Below are 17,762 nucleotides of genomic sequence, written 5' to 3' on the forward strand. Positions count from 1 at the left end.
GCCTCCAGGCTTCAGAGTCCGGCTGCGCTTCTCAGGTCATCAACCCTGTCGAGTCGTTCCCAGGTGAAGTCGGGCAGTTCGCGGCCGAAGTGGCCGTAGGTCGCGGTCTGGGCGTAGATCGGCCGCAGCAGGTCCAGGTCGTGGATGATCGCGGCGGGTCGAAGGTCGAAGACCTCGCGGATGGCGGCGGTGATGTCCTTGTCCGGCAGGGCGCCGGTGCCGAAGGTTTCCACGTAGAGGCCCACCGGGGAGGCGGTGCCGATGGCGTATGCCACCTGGATCTCGAGTCGCTCGGCCAGTCCGGCGGCGACGGCGTTCTTGGCGACCCAGCGCATGGCGTATGCGGCCGAGCGGTCGACCTTGGACGGGTCCTTACCGCTGAACGCACCGCCACCGTGCCGGCTGGATCCGCCGTAGGTGTCGATGATGATCTTGCGTCCCGTGAGTCCGGCGTCGCCCTGGGGGCCGCCGATCTCGAACCGGCCGGTGGGGTTCACCAGGGTGCGCAGATTGCTCGCGTCGAGGTCGACGCGCTCGAGCACGGGCTTGATGACGAGTTCGGCGATCTCGGCGCGCAGCTGCTCGGTGCGCACTGACGGGGAGTGCTGGGTGGAGAGCACGACGGTTTCGACGGTGCGGGGAACGATACCGTCGTAGCCGATGGTGACCTGGGTCTTGCCGTCGGGCCGGAGGTAACTCAGTTCTCCGGACTTGCGGACCTCGGCGAGGCGTTCGGCCATGCGGTGCGCGATCCAGATCGGGATCGGCATCAGCTCGGGGGTCTCGCGGGTGGCATAACCGAACATGATGCCCTGGTCGCCGGCGCCCTGGCGGTCGTAGTCGTCCAGGCTGTCCTGCTCCCGGCTTTCGTAGGCGTCGTCGACACCCTGGGCGATGTCGGGAGACTGCCCGCCGATGGAGATCTCGACACCGCAGGAGCGGCCGTCGAACCAGACGTCGGAGGAGTCGTAGCCGATGTCGGTGATGCACTTGCGCACGATCGACGGGATCTCGACGTAGCCCGCCGTGGTGACCTCACCGGCCACGTGAACGAGGCCGGTGGTGACGAGAGTCTCCACCGCGACCCGGCTGTGCGGGTCTTCGGTGAGGAGGGCGTCGAGGATGCTGTCGGAGATCTGGTCGCAGATCTTGTCCGGGTGGCCTTCGGTGACCGACTCCGAGGTGAAGAGGCGAAGATCGCTCATCGGGGCTCGTCTCAATTCTTGGATAAATGTGCTGCGGTTGATTGGTGTGCGGGTGCGAGCATGCCTGAACGCTCAGGGCCCGGGTGATGTCGGCCCAGGCGACACCGACTCAAGAGACGGGTGCGTCCGCTCGAATGGCGTCGATGCTGCTGCCCAGGATGCTGTCGAGAATACGGTGGGCCACCGACAATTTCGTTCCGTCGGCCTCCATCACTATATCTCCGGCGCCGTCCAGGACCTCGATTTGATTACGTTCGGTGGCGAACCCCTGCGTCCAACCGACCCTGTTGAGTACCAGGAGGTCGCAGCCCTTGCGGAGGATCTTGGTGCGGCCGAGCTCGCGGCGCGCCGTGTCGTCGGCTTCGGTTTCGGCGGCGAACCCCACGATGACCTGACCGGGGCGCCGGTCCTGCACGAGGCCGACGAGCACGTCGGGGTTGCGCACCAGGTCGAGGGTGACCCGGTCTCCCGCCACATCCTTCTTGATCTTGCCGTCCTGCACCTCCGCGGGCCGGTAGTCCGCGACGGCGGCGGCCATGATGACGATGTCGGCGGCTGCGGCGGCGTCCCGCATCGCCTGCTGCAGTTCCAGGGTGGTGCTGACGCTGTGCACGGAAGCGCCGGTCGGTGCAGCGACCTCTAGGTGCGCGGCGACCAGGGTCACGACGGCTCCCCTGGCCAGGGCCGCTTCGGCCAATGCGACGCCCTGGCGCCCGCTGGACCGGTTGCCGAGGAAGCGTACGGGGTCGAGGGGCTCTCGGGTGCCGCCGGCGCTGATCAGCACGTGCCGGCCGGCCAGGTCCGGAACCTGAACACTCGCGGGCGTGTCCGCGCGGTGGGCGGCGAGGGCGGCGAGGGCGGCGTCCACGATGGCGTCGGGTTCTTCCATCCGGCCCTGCCCGGAATCGGAGCCGGTCAACCGGCCGATGCCCGGCCCGACGATGGTGACGCCCCGACGGCGGAGCGTGGCGATGTTGGCCACCGTGGCGGGGTTGTTCCACATCTCGGTGTGCATCGCGGGGGCGATCACGAGCGGGGCGGTGCTGGCGAGGATGGTGTTGCCCAGCAGGTCGTCGGCCAGGCCGAGGGCAATCTTGGCGATGCTGTTGGCGGTGGCAGGGGCGATCACGATGAGGTCGGCGGACTGGCCGATGGCCACGTGACGCACCTCGGCAACGCCCTCGTAGAGGTCGGTGTGCACGGGGTTGCGGGAGATCGCCTCGAGCGTCGGCTTGCCGACGAACCGCAGTGCAGCCTCCGTGGCGACGACGTGGACGTCGTCCCCGAGCAGCACAAAAGCGCGCACGACGTTGACGGCCTTATAGGCAGCGATGCCGCCGGTTACCCCGACGACTATCGTGCGACCAGTCGACATCCTGCGCGCTTACGTGAGAGCTGCGTCGAGTTATTCGACGATGGGCTTCGAGGTGAGCTTGTCCTCGTTGATTTCGCGCAGTGCCACGGAGAGCGGCTTGTCGTCGACGGTGGAGTCGACGAGCGGTCCGACGTTGTCGAACAGGCTGCCTTCGTGAAGGTCTGCGTAGTAGTCGTTGATCTGGCGGGCGCGCTTGGAGGCGAAGATCACCAGGGCGTACTTGGAATCGACCTTGGTGAGCAGGTCGTCGATGGGCGGGTCAATGATGCCAGTGGGCTTGTTGGGCACGCTGTCACACTCCTTCATGCTGTTCAAGCAAAATGTACGGGCTGCGCGGTCATTTCATTGGTTTCCGTGGTCGGAAACCGGACATTGACCACGTTGATGCGCCTGGTCGACGCGAGGAATTCAAGTACAGCGGGCGCTACGACGGCGCCGATGCCTTGCGAATCTGCATCAAGTCTACGACTTCTTCGGCCGCTTCGGCCACGTCGCTGTTTACGACGCGGTAATCGAACTCGCCCTGGGCGGCCAATTCGAGCTTCGCGGTCTCCAGCCGGCGGGCTTGTTCGGCCGAATCCTCGGTGCCGCGCCCGATCAGGCGGCGCACCAGTTCGTCCCAGGTGGGTGGCAGCAGAAAGACCAGACGGGCCTCCGGCATCGCCCGGCGCACCGAGCGGGCACCCTGGATGTCGATCTCGAGCAGAACGCTGTTGCCGTCGGCGATGGCCGCCTCGACGGGGCCGCGCGGGGTGCCGTAGCGGTAGGCATTGTGCACGGTGGCATATTCCAGGAGTTCGCCGGCCTCGATCATCCGGTCGAACTCGGAGTCGTCGACGAAGAAGTAGCTGACGCCCTCGACCTCGCCGGCACGCGGGGCCCTGGTGGTCGCGGATACCGACAGGTGCACCTCGGGGTGGTGCTCACGAATGTGCGCGGCGACGGTTCCTTTGCCGACCGCGGTCGGTCCGGCGAGGACCACGAGCCTGGAGTCCGGCGCACCCCTGCGGGCGGTGGGCCGGGCGGCGAGGAAGTCGCGCAGCCGGTCGCGCTGGTGCTTGCCGAGGCCGCCCAGGCGCTTGGACGGCGAGATCTCGAGCCGGGTCATGATGCGCTGCATCTTGGTCACCCCGATTGCGGGGATGCTCACGAGAAGCTCGGTCACCCTCAGCCGGCCCTCCACGCCGTTCGGTTCCTTGACGGCGGCGGCGAGCACGTCGAGGGAGGTACGTTCACCGGCCGCGACCTGTGCTTTCACGGCTGCGCGGGCTCGTCGGGCTGCGACGGCGGCGCGGGAGGCCGCGACGCGGTCGACGTCGGGTGGGGTAGGGCGATTATCAGCCACGGGTCGCTCCAGCTTCGGTTGATCGGCGGGTTATCTCATCGGCCACACGGGCGGGACCGGCGGATAAAACGCTGCGCGATTCACTCACGATAACGCCTTGAGCGTATCCGCCAAACAAACCGGCCAGATCGGCGGGATTCGCACCCTGGTGGCCGAAGCCCGGGGCGAGCACCGGGGTGACGACCGGGGCGGCCGGGGCGTGGATGTCGATGCCGAAGTCGGCCAGTGAAACCGTGGCCCCGAGGACCACGCCGATCGACCCGAACGAGCCCGCCGGCACGAGGTCGGCGTTGATGGCGGCAACCTGGTCGAGCACCGACGCCGCCACGGAACGGCCCGCGTGGGCTCCGTCCGCGAGCACGGCCTGCTGCAGGTGGGCGGCCTCCGGATTGGAGGTCGCGGCGAGCAGGAACAGTCCCTTGTGATTGTCCGCGGCGAGGTCAACGGTGCTGTTCAGCGAGCCGACCCCCATGTACGGGTTCACGGTGATGGCGTCGACCTCGAGCGGAGAGCCCTGGCTCAGCCAGGCCTGGCCGTAGGCTTCGACACTGGTGCCCAGGTCGCCGCGTTTGACGTCGGCGATGACCAGGAGGCCCGCCGCCCGCGCGTCGGCGAGCACTCGTTCCAGTGCCAGGTAGCCGGCGGAGCCGAACCGCTCGTAGAACGCCACCTGGGGCTTGACGATGCCCACCCGTCCCGCGGCGGCGGCCACGACAGCCCGGCCGAAGCTTTCGGCCCCTGCGGCGGTGTCCGGCAGGCCCCAGTCGGTCAGCAACCAGGAGTGCGGGTCGATGCCGACGCAGAGCCGGCCGAATCGGGCGAAGGCACCGTGCAGACGTGCACCGAAGGCTTCGGCGCTGGCTACGGGTTCGGCTGGGATCTCTGCGCCGGCTGGAGTCACAGTGCCGCCGCCCGTTTCGCCGCGTACTCCTGCAGGCTGGTGACCTCGAAGCCGGTACGGATCGAGTCGATCGACGCGACGGCGGCGCTCAGCTCCGCGATTGTGGTGAACAGGGGCAGGTCGCCGGCGACGGCGGCGGCGCGGATCTCGTAGCCGTCGGCGCGTGCGGTGCGACCGTTCGGTGTGTTGATCACGATCTGCACCTCCTCGCGCCGGATCAGGTCGACGACGGTGTCCACGGACTCATCGGCCTTTTCGCTGAACTTTGCCACCACTGTGGCCCCGATTCCGTTCCGCTGCAAAACTTCGGCGGTTCCCTCGGTGGCCATGATCGTGTATCCCAGCTGCGAGAGGCGCAGCATCGGCAGGATCACAGCGCGCTTGTCCCGGTCGGAGACCGACACGAAGACCGTTCCGGTGAGCGGGATTCCGCCGTAGGCGGCGAGCTGGCTTTTGGCGAACGCCCGCGGGAAGTCGCGGTCGATACCCATGACCTCTCCGGTGGAACGCATCTCCGGGCCGAGCACCGAGTCGACGATGAGGCCTTCCTTGGTGCGGAACCTGTTGAATGGCAGCACCGCTTCCTTCACGGCGACCGGCGAGTCCATCGGCACTCGGGAACCGTCGATCAGCGGCAGTTGGCCGTTGGCCTTGAGCTCGGCGATGGTGGTGCCGACCATGATCAGCGAGGCGGCCTTGGCCAGCGTGATACCGAGCGCCTTGGCGACGAACGGGACGGTGCGGGACGCGCGCGGGTTGGCTTCGAGCACGTAGAGCACCCCGGCGCCGATGGCGAACTGCACGTTCAGCAGTCCGCGCACGCCGATGCCCTGGGCGATGGCCAGGGTCGCGTCGCGGACCCTGTCGATCTCGGCGCGGCCGAGGGTGACCGGCGGCAGGGTGCAGCTGGAGTCACCGGAGTGCACGCCGGCCTCTTCGATGTGTTCCATCACGCCGCCGATGTAGAGCTCGTGGCCGTCGTAGATGGCGTCGACGTCGATCTCGATGGCGTCGTCGAGGAAGCGGTCCACCAGCAACGGGTGCGACGGGCCGATGATGCCCTGGCCTTGCATGCGTGTGAAGTAGTCGGCCAGGGAGGCACTGTCGTAGATGATCTCCATGCCGCGGCCGCCGAGCACGTAGCTGGGGCGCACGAGCACCGGGTAGCCGATCTCCTCGGCCACGACGACGGCGCCGCTGTAGTCGGTGGCCACCCCGTTGCGGGGCGCGAGCAGGCCGGCGTCGGCGAGGATGCCGCTGAACAGGCCACGTTCCTCGGCCAGGTCGATCGCCGTCGGGGAGGTGCCCAGGATCGGGATGCCTGCGGCTTCCAGTCCCTTGGCCAGGCCCAGCGCGGTCTGGCCGCCGAGCTGCACGACCACGCCGACGAGTTCGCCGCTCTGGCTTTCGGCGTGGATGATCTCCAGCACGTCTTCCAGGGTGAGCGGCTCGAAGTAGAGCCTGTCGCTGGTGTCGTAGTCGGTGGAGACCGTCTCCGGGTTGCAGTTGATCATGATGGTTTCGTAACCGGCCTCGGAGAGGGCGAACGAGGCGTGCACGCAGGAGTAGTCGAACTCGACGCCCTGGCCGATCCGGTTCGGGCCGGACCCGAGGATGACGACCTTCCTGCGGTCGGACGGGACGACCTCGGTCTCCTGGTCGTAGCTCGAGTAGTGGTACGGGGTGAGGGCGGGGAATTCGCCGGCGCAGGTGTCGACGGTCTTGAACACCGGGCGTACGCCGAGGATGTGCCGGACCTTGCGCACATCCGCTTCGCCGAAGCCGCGGAGCTCGCCGATCTGGGCGTCGGAGAAGCCGTGGTCCTTGGCGGTGCGCAAGATCTCGGTGTCGAGGGTGTCCGAGGCGGCGACGGCATCGGCGATCTCGTTGATGAGCACGATCTGGTCGAGGAACCACGGGTCGATCTTGGTGGCTGCGAAGAGCTGCTCGATGGTGGCGCCCTTGCGCAGCGCTTGCTGCACGGTGACGATGCGGCCGTCGGTGGGAACCTCGGCGATTTCGAGGAGCTCCTCGACCGTGCGGGTCTCCGCACCCCAGTGGAAGGAGGAGCCGCGCTTTTCGAGCGAGCGGAGCGCCTTCTGCAGGGCTGAGGCGTAGTTGCGGCCGATGGCCATGGCCTCACCGACCGACTTCATGGTGGTGGTCAGGCGCTGGTCGGCCTTGGGGAATTTCTCGAACGCGAACCTGGGCACCTTGACGACGACGTAGTCCAGGGTGGGTTCGAAGCTGGCCGGGGTCACCTTGGTGATGTCGTTGGGGATCTCGTCGAGGCGGTAGCCGAGGGCCAGCTTCGCGGCGATCTTGGCGATCGGGAATCCGGTGGCCTTGCTGGCCAGTGCCGAGGAGCGGGACACCCGCGGGTTCATCTCGATCACGATGATGCGGCCGTTGGCCGGGTCGATGGCGAACTGGATGTTGCAGCCGCCGGTGTCGACGCCGACGGCGCGGATGATGTCGATGCCGATGTCGCGCAGCTTCTGGTACTCGCGGTCGGTGAGGGTGAGCGCCGGCGCGACGGTGATGGAGTCGCCGGTGTGCACGCCGACGGGGTCGACGTTTTCGATCGAGCAGACGACCACCGTGTTGTCGGCGGTGTCGCGCATCATCTCGAGCTCGTATTCCTTCCAGCCGAGGATGGACTCCTCCAGGAGCACCTCGGTGGTCGGGCTCTGGTGCAGGCCGTCGCCGACGATGCGGCGGAGCTCGGCTTCGGTGTACGCGAAGCCGGAGCCCAGGCCGCCCATGGTGAAGGACGGGCGCACCACGAGTGGGTAGCCGAGGTCCTCGGCGAAGCCGACGGCCTCTTCCACGGTGTGCGCGATGTAGGACTTGGCTACGTCAGCGCCGGCGTCGAGCACCAGCTGCTTGAAGATCTGGCGGTCTTCACCCTTGTTGATCGCTTCGAAGCTGGCGCCGATGAGCTCGACGTTGTACTTGGTGAGGATCCCGCGCTCGTGCAGGGCGATGGCCGCGTTGAGGGCCGTCTGGCCGCCCAGGGTCGGCAGGATCGCATCCGGACGCTCCTTGGCGATGATGGTCTCGAGGATCTCCGGGGTGATCGGCTCGATGTACGTCGCGTCGGCGAAGTCGGGGTCGGTCATGATGGTGGCCGGGTTGGAGTTGACCAGGATGACCCGGACGCCCTCCTCGCGGAGGACCCGGCAGGCCTGGGTGCCCGAGTAGTCGAACTCGCAGGCCTGACCGATGACGATCGGGCCGCTTCCGATGACGAGGACGCTGTTGATATCGTCGCGCTTGGGCATTACTTGGCGTCTCCTGCTCCGGCGGCCGCGTGCGCGACCACCACATCCCTGAACCTGTCGAAAAGATAGTTGGCGTCGTGCGGGCCGGCCGCGGACTCCGGGTGGTACTGCACCGAGAAGGCCGGGATGTCCAGGCACCTGATGCCCTCGACGACCTGGTCGTTGAGGCTGTAGTGGCTGACCTCCACGCGGCCGAATCCGGTGGAGGATTCGCTGATGCCCTCGATGGGCATGTCCACGGCGAAGCCGTGGTTCTGCGAGGTGATCTCGACCCGGCCGGTGGCCTTGTCGAGCACCGGCTGGTTGATGCCGCGGTGGCCGAACGGCAGCTTGTAGGTGCCGAAGCCGAGGGCACGGCCCAGCAGCTGGTTGCCGAAGCAGATGCCGAAGTACGGCACGCCGGCGCGCATCACTTCCTGCAGCAGGGTCACGTGGGCGTCGCTGGCGGCGGGGTCACCGGGGCCGTTCGAGAAGAACAGGGCGGTCGGGTTCAGCGATAGCACGTGCTCCGCGGTGATCGACTGCGGGAGCACCAGGACCTCGAAGCCGCGCTCGGCGAGGTAGTTGAGGGTAGAGGTCTTGACGCCGAGGTCGAGCACGGCGACAGAGCCGATGCGTTCACCCTGCGCCGGAATCGAGTACGGCTCGACGGTGGAGACAGCGTCGGACAGGTTTCGGCCGCGCATGCTGGCCCCGCCGCGGACGAGTTCGAGCTGTTCGCCCTCGGAGAGCTCATAGCCGTCGCCGGAGAAGATGCCGCTGCGCATGGAACCGAGCGAGCGGATGTGCCGGGTGACGGCGCGGGTGTCGATGCCGCTGATGCCCACGACCCCGTTCGACTCGAGGTCGGCGTCGAGGGTGCGCTGGGAACGGAAGTTCGACGGTATTCTGGCGGGCTCGCGCACCACAAAACCGGAGACCCAGATGCGGGAGGATTCCATGTCGTCGTCGTTGGCGCCGGTGTTACCGATGTGCGGCGCGGTCATCAGCACGATCTGGCCGGCGTAGGAGGGGTCGGTGAGAGTCTCCTGGTAGCCGGTCATGCCGGTGGCGAAGACGATCTCGCCGAGGGTCTGGCCGAGGCTGCCGTAGGCGCGTCCCACGTATCGGCTGCCGTCTTCGAGGACGAGTACGGCCGGGGCCGGTGTGGTTGTTGGGTAGCTCACGGGCTACACCTCACTTTCTTCGGTGCCGAATTCTGTATTGCCAGGTTCTGTCGTGCCGGGTTCTGTCGTGCCGGGTTCTGCAGTGATAGATCTGATCGCTTCGGTGATGGCCCGCCGGTCGACGGGGTCGCTGAAACGGAAGTAGCTGTCGACACCGGTGGGGGTGTCGGGGTCCGTGGTGTCAACGCCGACAGAGTTCAGCCGCCAGCCGAGCAGCAGTAGGCCGCCGGGCTCGACCACCCGGTCGATGGCGACGGTGGCGTCGGCGACGAGCTGCACGGCATCCGCCGGGATGAACAGGGCGGGCGAGCCGGCGAGTTCGATCAGCACGCCCTTCTCGGTGACGGTCACGCCGCCGCGGGCACGGAAGCCAAGCCCGGGGATGTTCAGGCGTTCCAACGGTGTGTCGCGGGGGGTGGTGGCGACGTACAGGGCTGCGGCGGAGGCCAGTTCACGGCCGCGATCGGCGGGCTGCGGGTAGCCGGCGGGCAGCGCGGCATCCCGCTTGGTGCGCCGGCGCCAGGAGCGCAACATCAGGGCGAGGACGGCGAGGAGGACCAGCGCCGTGATGATCGTCGCGATCGTGCGGCTACTCATGGGCGCCCCGTACCAACCGACCCCGGGAGGCTTCGATCTGCGCCGTGCTCTGCAGCACGCCGTCGAGCACGGTGGCATAACCGCGGTGGAAGGTGGCCAGCACCTGGCCGGGCAGCGTCATCTGAAGGTAGGGAGAGTTGACGCCCTTACCGATCAGATTCTCACGGCCGAACACCCGGCGGGCGCTCGGGTCGTAGAGGGTGAGTTCGGCGGGGGCGCCGACAGTGAGCTGTTGGCCCTGACCCTGGATGCGCCCGATCCGGGCCGGGGTCGTCGACATCACCCTGACGAGGTCGCTCCAGCCGAGGAACCCGGTCTCCACCACGGCGGCGTGGGCCACCGACAGGGCGGATTCGAGGCCGACCATGCCGTTGGCGGCGGCGTCCCATTCACAGTCCTTGGACTCGACGGGGTGCGGGGCGTGGTCGGTGGCGATGATGTCGATGGTGCCGTCGGCCAGACCCTGGCGCAGGGCTTCGACGTCTTCGCGGCGGCGGAGCGGCGGGTTCACCTTGTAGCGGGCGTCGTAACCGGCCACGAGTTCCTCGGTGAGCAGCAGGTGGTGCGGGGTGACCTCCGCGGTCACATTGATGCCGCGGGCCTTGGCCCAACGCACCACGTCGACGGCACCGGCGGTGGAGAGGTGGCAGACGTGCAGGCGCGAACCCACGTGTTCGGCCAACAGTACGTCGCGGGCGATGATCGATTCCTCGGCGACGGCGGGCCAGCCGGTGAGGCCGAGCTCGCTGGAGAGGGCGCCCTCGTTCATCTGTGCGCCAACCGTGAGGCGCGGTTCCTGGGAGTGCTGGGCGACGACACCGTCGAAGGCCTTGACGTACTCGAGGGCCCGGCGCATCAGGAGCGGGTCGGAGACGCAGAAGCCGTCGTCGGAGAACACTCGCACATTGGCGCGGCTTGCGGCCATGGCGCCGAGTTCGGCGAGGCGTTCACCGGCCAGGCCGACGGTGACGGCACCGATCGGCTGCACGGTCACGTAGCCGGCGCTCTCCCCCAGCGCGAGCACCTGCTCGACGACGCCGGCGGTGTCCTGAACGGGTGAGGTGTTCGCCATGGCGAATACCGTGGTGAACCCTCCGATGGCTGCCGCCTGGCTGCCGGTGAGCACGGTTTCGCTCTGCTCGTAGCCGGGTTCGCGGAGGTGCGTGTGCAGGTCGACCAGGCCGGGCAGTGCGAGGAGCCCGTCGGCGTCGATCACGGTCGCGCCGGCATCCGACAGCTGGGTGCCGGTCGCGGTGATGACACCGTCGGCCAGCAGCAGGTCGGTGGTGGTTCCGTCGCTCAGCTGTGCTCCACGCACAAGGTAGCGTTCGCTCGACATTTCAGTGATCCTCTCGGTCGCCCGATAACAACAGGTACAGCGCGGCCATGCGCACTGATACCCCGTTTGCGACCTGTTCGCGCACGGTGGACCGGTCGGAGTCGGCCGCGGCGGAGGAGATCTCCAGGCCGCGATTCATCGGTCCGGGGTGCATGACAATGCTATGCGACGACAGCCGGGCGAATCGCTCGTCGTCCAGGCCCCAGCGGCGGGAGTACTCGCGGCTGTTCGGGAAGAACGCGGCGTTCATCCGCTCGGCCTGGATGCGCAGCATCATCACCACATCGGGACCGGCGTCGATGGCCGCGTCGAGGTCGTAGCCGATAGCGGCCGGCCAGGCCGACGTGTCGGCGGGCACCAGGGTGGGCGGTGCGATGAAGGTGACGTGTGCGCCGAGGGTGTTCAGCAGCCACAGGTTGGAGCGGGCGACCCTGGAGTGCAGGATGTCGCCGACGATGGTGACGGTGACGCCGTCGAGCCCGCGGCCTCGGGAGGCCCCATCGTGGAGGCGGCGGCGGATGGTGAATGCGTCGAGCAAGGCCTGGGTGGGATGTTCGTGGGTACCGTCGCCGGCGTTGATGATGCCGGCGTCGATCCAGCCGCTGCCGGCCAGCACCTGCGGGGCTCCTGACGCGGGGTGCCGGATGACGACGCCATCAGCGCCCATGGCGGCGAGGGTCTGGGCGGTGTCCTTGAGGCTTTCGCCCTTGGAGACGCTGGAGCCCTTGGCGCTGAAGTTGATCACGTCGGCGCTGAGTCGCTTGGCGGCGGCCTCGAAGGAGATGCGGGTGCGGGTGGAGTCCTCGAAGAAGAGGTTCACCACGGTCTTGCCGCGCAGGGTCGGGAGTTTCTTGACCTCCCGGTTGGCCACATCGGCCATGTCTTCGGCGATGTCGAGCAGGCTGATGGCCTCGTCGCGGCTCAGCGCCTTGGTAGAGAGCAGGTGTCTCATGACTCCATTCCTCCCTCAATGCTGACGAACTCATCGCCGTCGACCTCGGTGACGTGCACGTTGATGCGTTCGTGCGTGGCGCTGGGCAGGTTCTTGCCCACGAAGTCGGCGCGGATCGGCAGCTCGCGGTGGCCGCGGTCCACCAGGACGGCCAGCCGCACGACGCTGGGGCGGCCGTGGTCGCCGAGGGCGTCCAGGGCGGCGCGGATGGTGCGGCCGGAGTAGAGCACGTCGTCGACCAGGACCACGGTGGCACCGTCGATGCTGCCCGGCACCTGGGTGGGCGCGGGGGTACGGGTGCGGGTGTGCGCGAGGTCGTCACGGTACATGGTCACGTCGAGAGAGCCGACGCGCACGGCGGCGGATGCCGGTTCGATGCGCTGGATGATCTCGGCTATCCGCTGGGCGAGGGCCACTCCCCTGGTGGGGATGCCCAGAATGACCAGGTTCTCGCTTCCACGATTGGACTCCAGGATCTCGTGCGAGATCCGAGTCAACGCTCGGGTGATGTCAGCCTGGGTGAGCACGGTGCGCTCCGTCAAACCGACCTCCTTTCCCGTCTCACAGGACGGCTCTTAAAGTAGGTCATTAGTACCTTTAGACCCTAGCATCCCCGTCCCGGAACCTTCTGCAGTGTCGGTGGTAGGTGAGACGATCTCATCATGAGTAACCCCGACCAGGCAGTACCGCCCGCTCCGGATGATGACGACCACTCTCCGGAGTCCGCTCCACCTGGCTCCACCCCCTCCCCTGTCGACCCGACCGCTTTCGGGCCGTACGTCCCCAACCCGGCCCTGGACGAGTTGGTCTGCTCGGAGCTGGCCCGCCGCACTGAGCTGATCGCGGTCGAGGCCCGCGCCATCGCCATCGCGCAGGCCCGGCAGGCCGAGTTCCTCGTCGCTCTGCAGGGCTGGAGTGAGGACCCGCTCGTTTCCTCGCGCCTGCACGGCAACCCGGAGAGCATCCGGCTGGCCGACGTGAACGCGGCCACCCTGACCGAGGACCAAGCCCGCGCGGCCGCCTACAACCGGTGGGACGACCGGGACGTGGCCCGCCGCACGATTGTCAGTGAGACCGCCTGCCTGCTGCGCCTGTCTGAACGCACCGTGGAGCACCTGATGGATCAGTCCCTCTGGCTCCTGGCCGCCCCGGCGACCTTCGAGGCCCTCTCGACCGGAGAGATCAGTTACCGGCACGCCACCGCGCTCGTCGACCAGATGCGCACCCTGCCGATGGAGGACCAGGCGGCGTTCGAAGAGAAGGTGCTGCCCGAGGCCAAGCGCCTGCCGGTGGGCCGGTTCATCGACAAGGCCCGCCGGTTGCGGGAGCGGCTGCACCCGGAGTCGATCGTGACCCGCAGCACGAACGCCCTGACCGAACGGCACAGCCGCTGGGAGGCCGCCCCGGACGGGATGGGCTGGTTGCATTGGTACGGCACCGCCCACGACACCAAGGCCGCCTACGACCGGATCAACACGATGGCCGTGCGGCTCAAGCACCTCGGCGACCCGAGCCCGGCCGACCAAACGGATGACGCCAGCAGCAACGGTGCCGCCTTCGGCATCGCGCAGGACCCGGCCGACGACTCCCCGACCCGCACCCTCGACCAGCTCCGCGCCGACATCACCGCCGCCCTGCTGCTGGACGGAATCACGCCCGACGGGATGGGCGCCGGCATCCGCGGCACCGTCATGGTCACCGTGCCCGTGCCCGTGCTCACCCTGCTGGGGTTGGACGAGGAACCCGCCACCCTCGAGGGCTACGGGCCGATCTCGCCGGAGGTCGCAAGGGAGATCGCCGGGCACGCACCGAGCTTCACCCGGCTGCTGACCCACCCGGAGACCGGGGTGGTGCTCTCGCTGGGCAAAACCCAGCACAAGAACACCAAGGCCATGAAGAAATACCTGCGGGTGCGCGATGAAACCTGCCGGTTCCCGGGCTGCTCCCGACCCGCGGTGACCAGCGACGTCGACCACACCGACCCCTGGGCCGGCGGCGGCAACACCGACTGCGACAACCTCGCCCACCTCTGCGAACCCCACCACCGACTCAAACACCTCAGCCAGTGGCGAGTCACGCAGGAAACCGGCGGGATCCTGCACTGGACCTCACCCGGCAAACGCAGCTACCGCACCGACCCCGCCAACCCGGTCGGACCACCCCGACCCCGACCACCGGTCGTGGGGCCGAAGACCCGGAAGCGGCCCGCCGACGAGACCTACCTGATGCCCCGGCAGCGGCCGAGTCGGAAGCCGACCCCACCGGCACCCGAGAACCCACCGTTCTAAGGCCCACAAGCCCGCGCTCGTTGAAGCGGATGTCTCGATGCGTCGCAGACCTCGCGCAACCACCTCGGGGTGACTACCCTGCCTTGCGACACAACTCCGCGATCTGCGATGCAGCGCGCCCGTGGCGCCAGGAGGTGATCTGATGAGCCCCGCTGACAACGACCGTCCTCAGGACCGGCACGGTGACCCACCCGACGACCAGCGTCCGGTTCCGGCTGACGACCCGGCGAACGATGTACCCGTCGACCCGATGGTGGACGCAGCCGCTGACGTCCCAACCGCCGAGCCTGAACCTGCCGGCACCCACCGTCAGAACCGGCGCGAAGCCACCGGGCATGCATCGACGGCCAGGTCCGAGTCGCGGGAACCCTCGAACGTCGACTCGGAGGTCGGCGCGCCGGCCGGACCCATCAGCTTCGTGCGGCGACGCGAGATCGAGGCCGTGCACGATGAGATCGAGCTCACCACGGGCGACGCGGTCCGCACCCTCGTCGGCGTGAAGAAATATCGTGAGGCCCTGTTCGCGAACTATTTCCGTGCGCGTGCGCCCTTCGTCGTCACCTGGCCGGATAACCTCTACATCCCTGCCGACGCCGACTATCGCACCTATTGGAGTTCACCGGCCCCCGACGATCATCGCTTTCGGTATCGGTGGGCGAACGGCCGCGACGGGCAGCCGGATGGCAGCGACGCGTCGGAGAAGACCGGACGACTGTTCAGCTGGGTGAACGTCTCCGCGATGGACTCCGGTGACATCGGATTCGCCGGAACCGGGGTGACGCTCGTGCCCCGGGCCAGCCTCTCGTCGGTGACGGTCACGGCCTCGGTAGACCTGGTCGCCGAGAGCCGGTGGTGGTTCCTGCCGGCCGGACCGATCGGGTTCGCGGCCTTCTCGTACCGGGGCACCGCGTATGTCGCCGGTTGGGAGATCGACCCGATCACCGGGGCCTGGGAGCTGCTGAGCCCGTTCGGCTCTCGGACCCTCTTTGCTTTCGACGAGAGCGGCAAGGGTGGTTCGGCGATCAGTTCACAACGGCATGCTTTCACCGACCTCTCGGTGACCCTCCAGCTGCGCGGGTCCCGGACCTACGCGATCGGCGTGGCCCTGGAGGCGCAGATCTCGTTGGAGTGCCGCGACAAGTCGGGGACGCCCTATCGGCCCCAGCCCGCCGACGACGTGAAGCTCTGGGCGTCGATCGCCGGTATGGTTCCGAGCATAACCCTGGCCACCTGAACGGCAGGCTAGCTGGTGACGCCCAGGATGGCGTCGGCGAGAGCCTGCGGGTCGCCGATCGGGCCGTCGTACTGAACTCCGTCGATCAGGACGGTGGGCGTGCCCTGGATCGACGCGATCTCAGCGCCGGGGATCGGGCCGGTCAGCGCGGCATCCGTGTTCTGCTGCGACCAGGCGTGATACTGCTCGCCCGTGACGCACTCGGCGATGGACGAGCCGCCGTCGGACAACGCCACGAGTTCATCGTCGCTGAGGCCGGTGGTGCCCTCGGTCGGCTGATTCGCGAACAGCGCGGCCAGGTAGTCGAGGGTGGACTCGGGGTTGATCGAGGCTTCGCAGGTCAGCGCGGCGGACGCCCGCGTGGAGTACTCGCTGCCCTGCGAGGCTTCGTCGAGGAAGGTCAGCGAGTGCAGTCGCAGGGTGATGCTGCCGTCCTCGACCAGGGCAGCCAGGGTGTCTCCGTTGGCGATGTCGAACTGGCCGCAGTACGGGCACATCGGATCGATGTACAGGTCGACCACAGTGCTTCCGGTGCCGACGAGGAGGTAACCCTCGTCGAAATAGGCGGCACCGATCTGACCGGTCGGCCCCGAGGTCGACTCGGATGTCACCGACGAGGTGGCGCCGGTGACAGCGGTGACGAACGCACCCATCGCCGCCGTGAAGAACACGAGCACCACGAGCAGGACCGCCGTGAGGCCGATGCTCGCGTAACCGAGTACGAGCCCGGCGATGGCGAGACCCTTGCCGGCCTCGCCGGTGCGCTTGATCTGGCTGAGCGCGATGTGCCCGGTGATCACGGCTGCGATGTTGCAGCAGAATCCGGTCACCAACGCCACGATCGCGAGGGTGTTCGTGCGCGGCGCAACGGGTCCGGCGTACGGGGTGGTGGGCGCGATGGAGGGCGGAGCCTTGTACGGCGCAGGCGCCGCCGGCTGGTCTCCCGGGTTACCGGCGGGGTACTCGCCAGTGTTTGCGTCGGTGGTCCCGTCGGTGCGTTCCGTCATGTTCTCCCCCTCGTGAATCCGGTCCCGAGCGATGCGCCCGGGACCGGTACTACGTGCTGCTCAAGCCGACGATGCGGTCGGCTTAGGCGGATGGCGCCGTCTGGGCGATGCGCCCGAGAAGTCCATTGACGAACCCGGCCGAGTCATCGGTCGAGAGCACCTTGGCGGCCTCGACGGCCTCGTCGATCGCGACGGCGTGCGGCACGGCGTCGTTGTACAGGATCTCCCAAATGCCGATGCGCAGGATGGCCCGGTCGATCGTGGGCATCCGCGAGAGCGTCCAGCCCTGCGAGTACGTCTCGATCAATTCGTCGATCTCCTCGCGGTGGTCGACGACGCCGTCCACGATGTCCCGGGCGTAGAGCCAGGACACCATGCGGGCCGGTTCGTTGGCGGCGCGCTCGGCCTCCATGGCCAGCGACTGCGGGATCGTGGTCTGACGGATGTCGGCGGCGTACAGGATATCGATGGCGCGCTTGCGCGCCTTGGTGCGGGCGCTCACTAGTTGACGCGGCCGAGGTAGTCACCGTTGCGGGTGTCAACCTTGACCTTGGTGCCCTGCTCGAGGAACAGCGGCACCTGGATCTGGTAGCCGGTCTCGACGGTCGCGGGCTTGGTGCCGCCGGTGGAGCGGTCGCCCTGCAGGCCCGGCTCGGTGTAGGTGATTTCAAGCACGACGGATGCCGGCAGTTCGACGTAGAGCGGGTTGCCGTCGTGCAGAGCGACGGTCACGGCCTGGTTCTCGAGCATGAAGTTGGCGGCATCGCCCACGACGGCGGCGGATACCGTGAGCTGGTCGTAGTCCGAGACGTCCATGAAGACGTACGATTCGCCATCCGCGTAAAGGTACTGGAAGTCGCGACGGTCGACGTTCTCGGTCTCGATCTTGGCGCCGGCGTTGAAGGTGCGGTCGACGGTCTTGCCCGTGACGACGTTCTTCAGCTTGGTGCGCACGAACGCGCCACCCTTGCCGGGCTTGACGTGCTGAAATTCGATGACGGCCCACAGCTGCTTGTCGATGTTGAGGACGACGCCATTTCTAATGTCGGCGGTAGATGCCATGAAGAGG

The 17,762-nt window shown here is 67.8% G+C and carries 16 protein-coding genes; 2 read left to right on the forward strand and 14 right to left on the reverse strand.

Going from position 1 to position 17,762, the window contains the following annotated elements:
• Window positions 1–11: 11 nt before the first annotated feature.
• From metK to pyrR, 11 genes are all read right to left on the reverse strand, one after another.
• On the reverse strand, window positions 12–1,205 hold the full coding sequence (gene metK, locus B7495_RS09010; RefSeq protein ID WP_088456278.1) for a methionine adenosyltransferase: 1,194 nt from the start codon (window positions 1,203–1,205) through the stop codon (window positions 12–14).
• Between the two features lie 109 nt (window positions 1,206–1,314).
• Window positions 1,315–2,580, reverse strand: a complete 1,266-nt coding sequence (gene coaBC, locus B7495_RS09015; RefSeq protein ID WP_088456279.1) for a bifunctional phosphopantothenoylcysteine decarboxylase/phosphopantothenate--cysteine ligase CoaBC — start codon at window positions 2,578–2,580, stop codon at window positions 1,315–1,317.
• A gap of 30 nt (window positions 2,581–2,610) precedes the next feature.
• Window positions 2,611–2,868 (reverse strand): DNA-directed RNA polymerase subunit omega, encoded by a 258-nt coding sequence (gene rpoZ, locus B7495_RS09020; RefSeq protein WP_066595628.1) that lies wholly within the window; start codon window positions 2,866–2,868, stop codon window positions 2,611–2,613.
• Between the two features lie 136 nt (window positions 2,869–3,004).
• Entirely contained in the window at window positions 3,005–3,925 is a 921-nt protein-coding gene (gmk, locus tag B7495_RS09025; protein WP_088456280.1) for a guanylate kinase, read from the reverse strand.
• Window positions 3,918–4,826, reverse strand: coding sequence for an orotidine-5'-phosphate decarboxylase (gene pyrF / locus B7495_RS09030; RefSeq protein ID WP_240632176.1), 909 nt, complete (start codon window positions 4,824–4,826; stop codon window positions 3,918–3,920). The genes gmk and pyrF overlap by 8 nt, the downstream gene beginning before the upstream one ends.
• Window positions 4,823–8,110: a carbamoyl-phosphate synthase large subunit gene (carB, locus tag B7495_RS09035; protein WP_088456281.1), complete on the reverse strand. Its 3,288-nt coding sequence runs from the start codon at window positions 8,108–8,110 to the stop codon at window positions 4,823–4,825. The genes pyrF and carB overlap by 4 nt, the downstream gene beginning before the upstream one ends.
• Window positions 8,110–9,276, reverse strand: a complete 1,167-nt coding sequence (gene carA, locus B7495_RS09040) for a glutamine-hydrolyzing carbamoyl-phosphate synthase small subunit (RefSeq protein ID WP_088456282.1) — start codon at window positions 9,274–9,276, stop codon at window positions 8,110–8,112. The genes carB and carA overlap by 1 nt, the downstream gene beginning before the upstream one ends.
• 3 nt (window positions 9,277–9,279) lie before the next feature.
• Window positions 9,280–9,873 (reverse strand): hypothetical protein, encoded by a 594-nt coding sequence (locus tag B7495_RS09045; protein ID WP_088456283.1) that lies wholly within the window; start codon window positions 9,871–9,873, stop codon window positions 9,280–9,282.
• Window positions 9,866–11,212, reverse strand: a complete 1,347-nt coding sequence (locus B7495_RS09050; RefSeq protein ID WP_088456284.1) for a dihydroorotase — start codon at window positions 11,210–11,212, stop codon at window positions 9,866–9,868. Before B7495_RS09050 ends, B7495_RS09045 begins: the two co-directional genes overlap by 8 nt.
• Window position 11,213: 1 nt before the next feature.
• On the reverse strand, window positions 11,214–12,164 hold the full coding sequence (locus B7495_RS09055) for an aspartate carbamoyltransferase catalytic subunit (protein ID WP_088456285.1): 951 nt from the start codon (window positions 12,162–12,164) through the stop codon (window positions 11,214–11,216).
• The gene (gene pyrR, locus B7495_RS09060) at window positions 12,161–12,706 is read right to left on the reverse strand and encodes a bifunctional pyr operon transcriptional regulator/uracil phosphoribosyltransferase PyrR (protein WP_088456286.1); all 546 of its coding nucleotides are present in this window, start codon (window positions 12,704–12,706) and stop codon (window positions 12,161–12,163) included. The genes B7495_RS09055 and pyrR overlap by 4 nt, the downstream gene beginning before the upstream one ends.
• Window positions 12,707–12,826: 120 nt before the next feature.
• Here pyrR and B7495_RS09065 point away from each other — a divergent pair, with 120 nt between their 5' ends.
• Window positions 12,827–14,452, forward strand: coding sequence for an HNH endonuclease signature motif containing protein (locus tag B7495_RS09065; RefSeq protein ID WP_088456287.1), 1,626 nt, complete (start codon window positions 12,827–12,829; stop codon window positions 14,450–14,452).
• Between the two features lie 142 nt (window positions 14,453–14,594).
• The gene (locus B7495_RS09070; protein ID WP_088456288.1) at window positions 14,595–15,686 is read left to right on the forward strand and encodes a hypothetical protein; all 1,092 of its coding nucleotides are present in this window, start codon (window positions 14,595–14,597) and stop codon (window positions 15,684–15,686) included.
• Window positions 15,687–15,694: 8 nt separating this feature from the next.
• On the opposite strand, the gene B7495_RS09075 is transcribed toward B7495_RS09070, so the two are convergent.
• The 3 genes from B7495_RS09075 to efp all read right to left on the reverse strand — a co-directional run bounded on the left by B7495_RS09075 (window position 15,695) and on the right by efp (window position 17,755).
• Complete coding sequence (locus B7495_RS09075; RefSeq protein WP_088456289.1) at window positions 15,695–16,693, reverse strand: DUF4190 domain-containing protein; 999 nt, start codon at window positions 16,691–16,693, stop codon at window positions 15,695–15,697.
• An 82-nt stretch (window positions 16,694–16,775) separates the two neighbouring features.
• Window positions 16,776–17,195, reverse strand: coding sequence for a transcription antitermination factor NusB (gene nusB, locus B7495_RS09080; RefSeq protein WP_088456290.1), 420 nt, complete (start codon window positions 17,193–17,195; stop codon window positions 16,776–16,778).
• On the reverse strand, window positions 17,195–17,755 hold the full coding sequence (efp, locus tag B7495_RS09085; RefSeq protein ID WP_088456291.1) for an elongation factor P: 561 nt from the start codon (window positions 17,753–17,755) through the stop codon (window positions 17,195–17,197). The genes nusB and efp overlap by 1 nt, the downstream gene beginning before the upstream one ends.
• Window positions 17,756–17,762: the final 7 nt, after the last annotated feature.

Origin of the sequence: Cryobacterium sp. LW097, from assembly GCF_002205495.2 — a bacterium.
GTDB lineage: Bacteria > Actinomycetota > Actinomycetes > Actinomycetales > Microbacteriaceae > Cryobacterium > Cryobacterium zongtaii.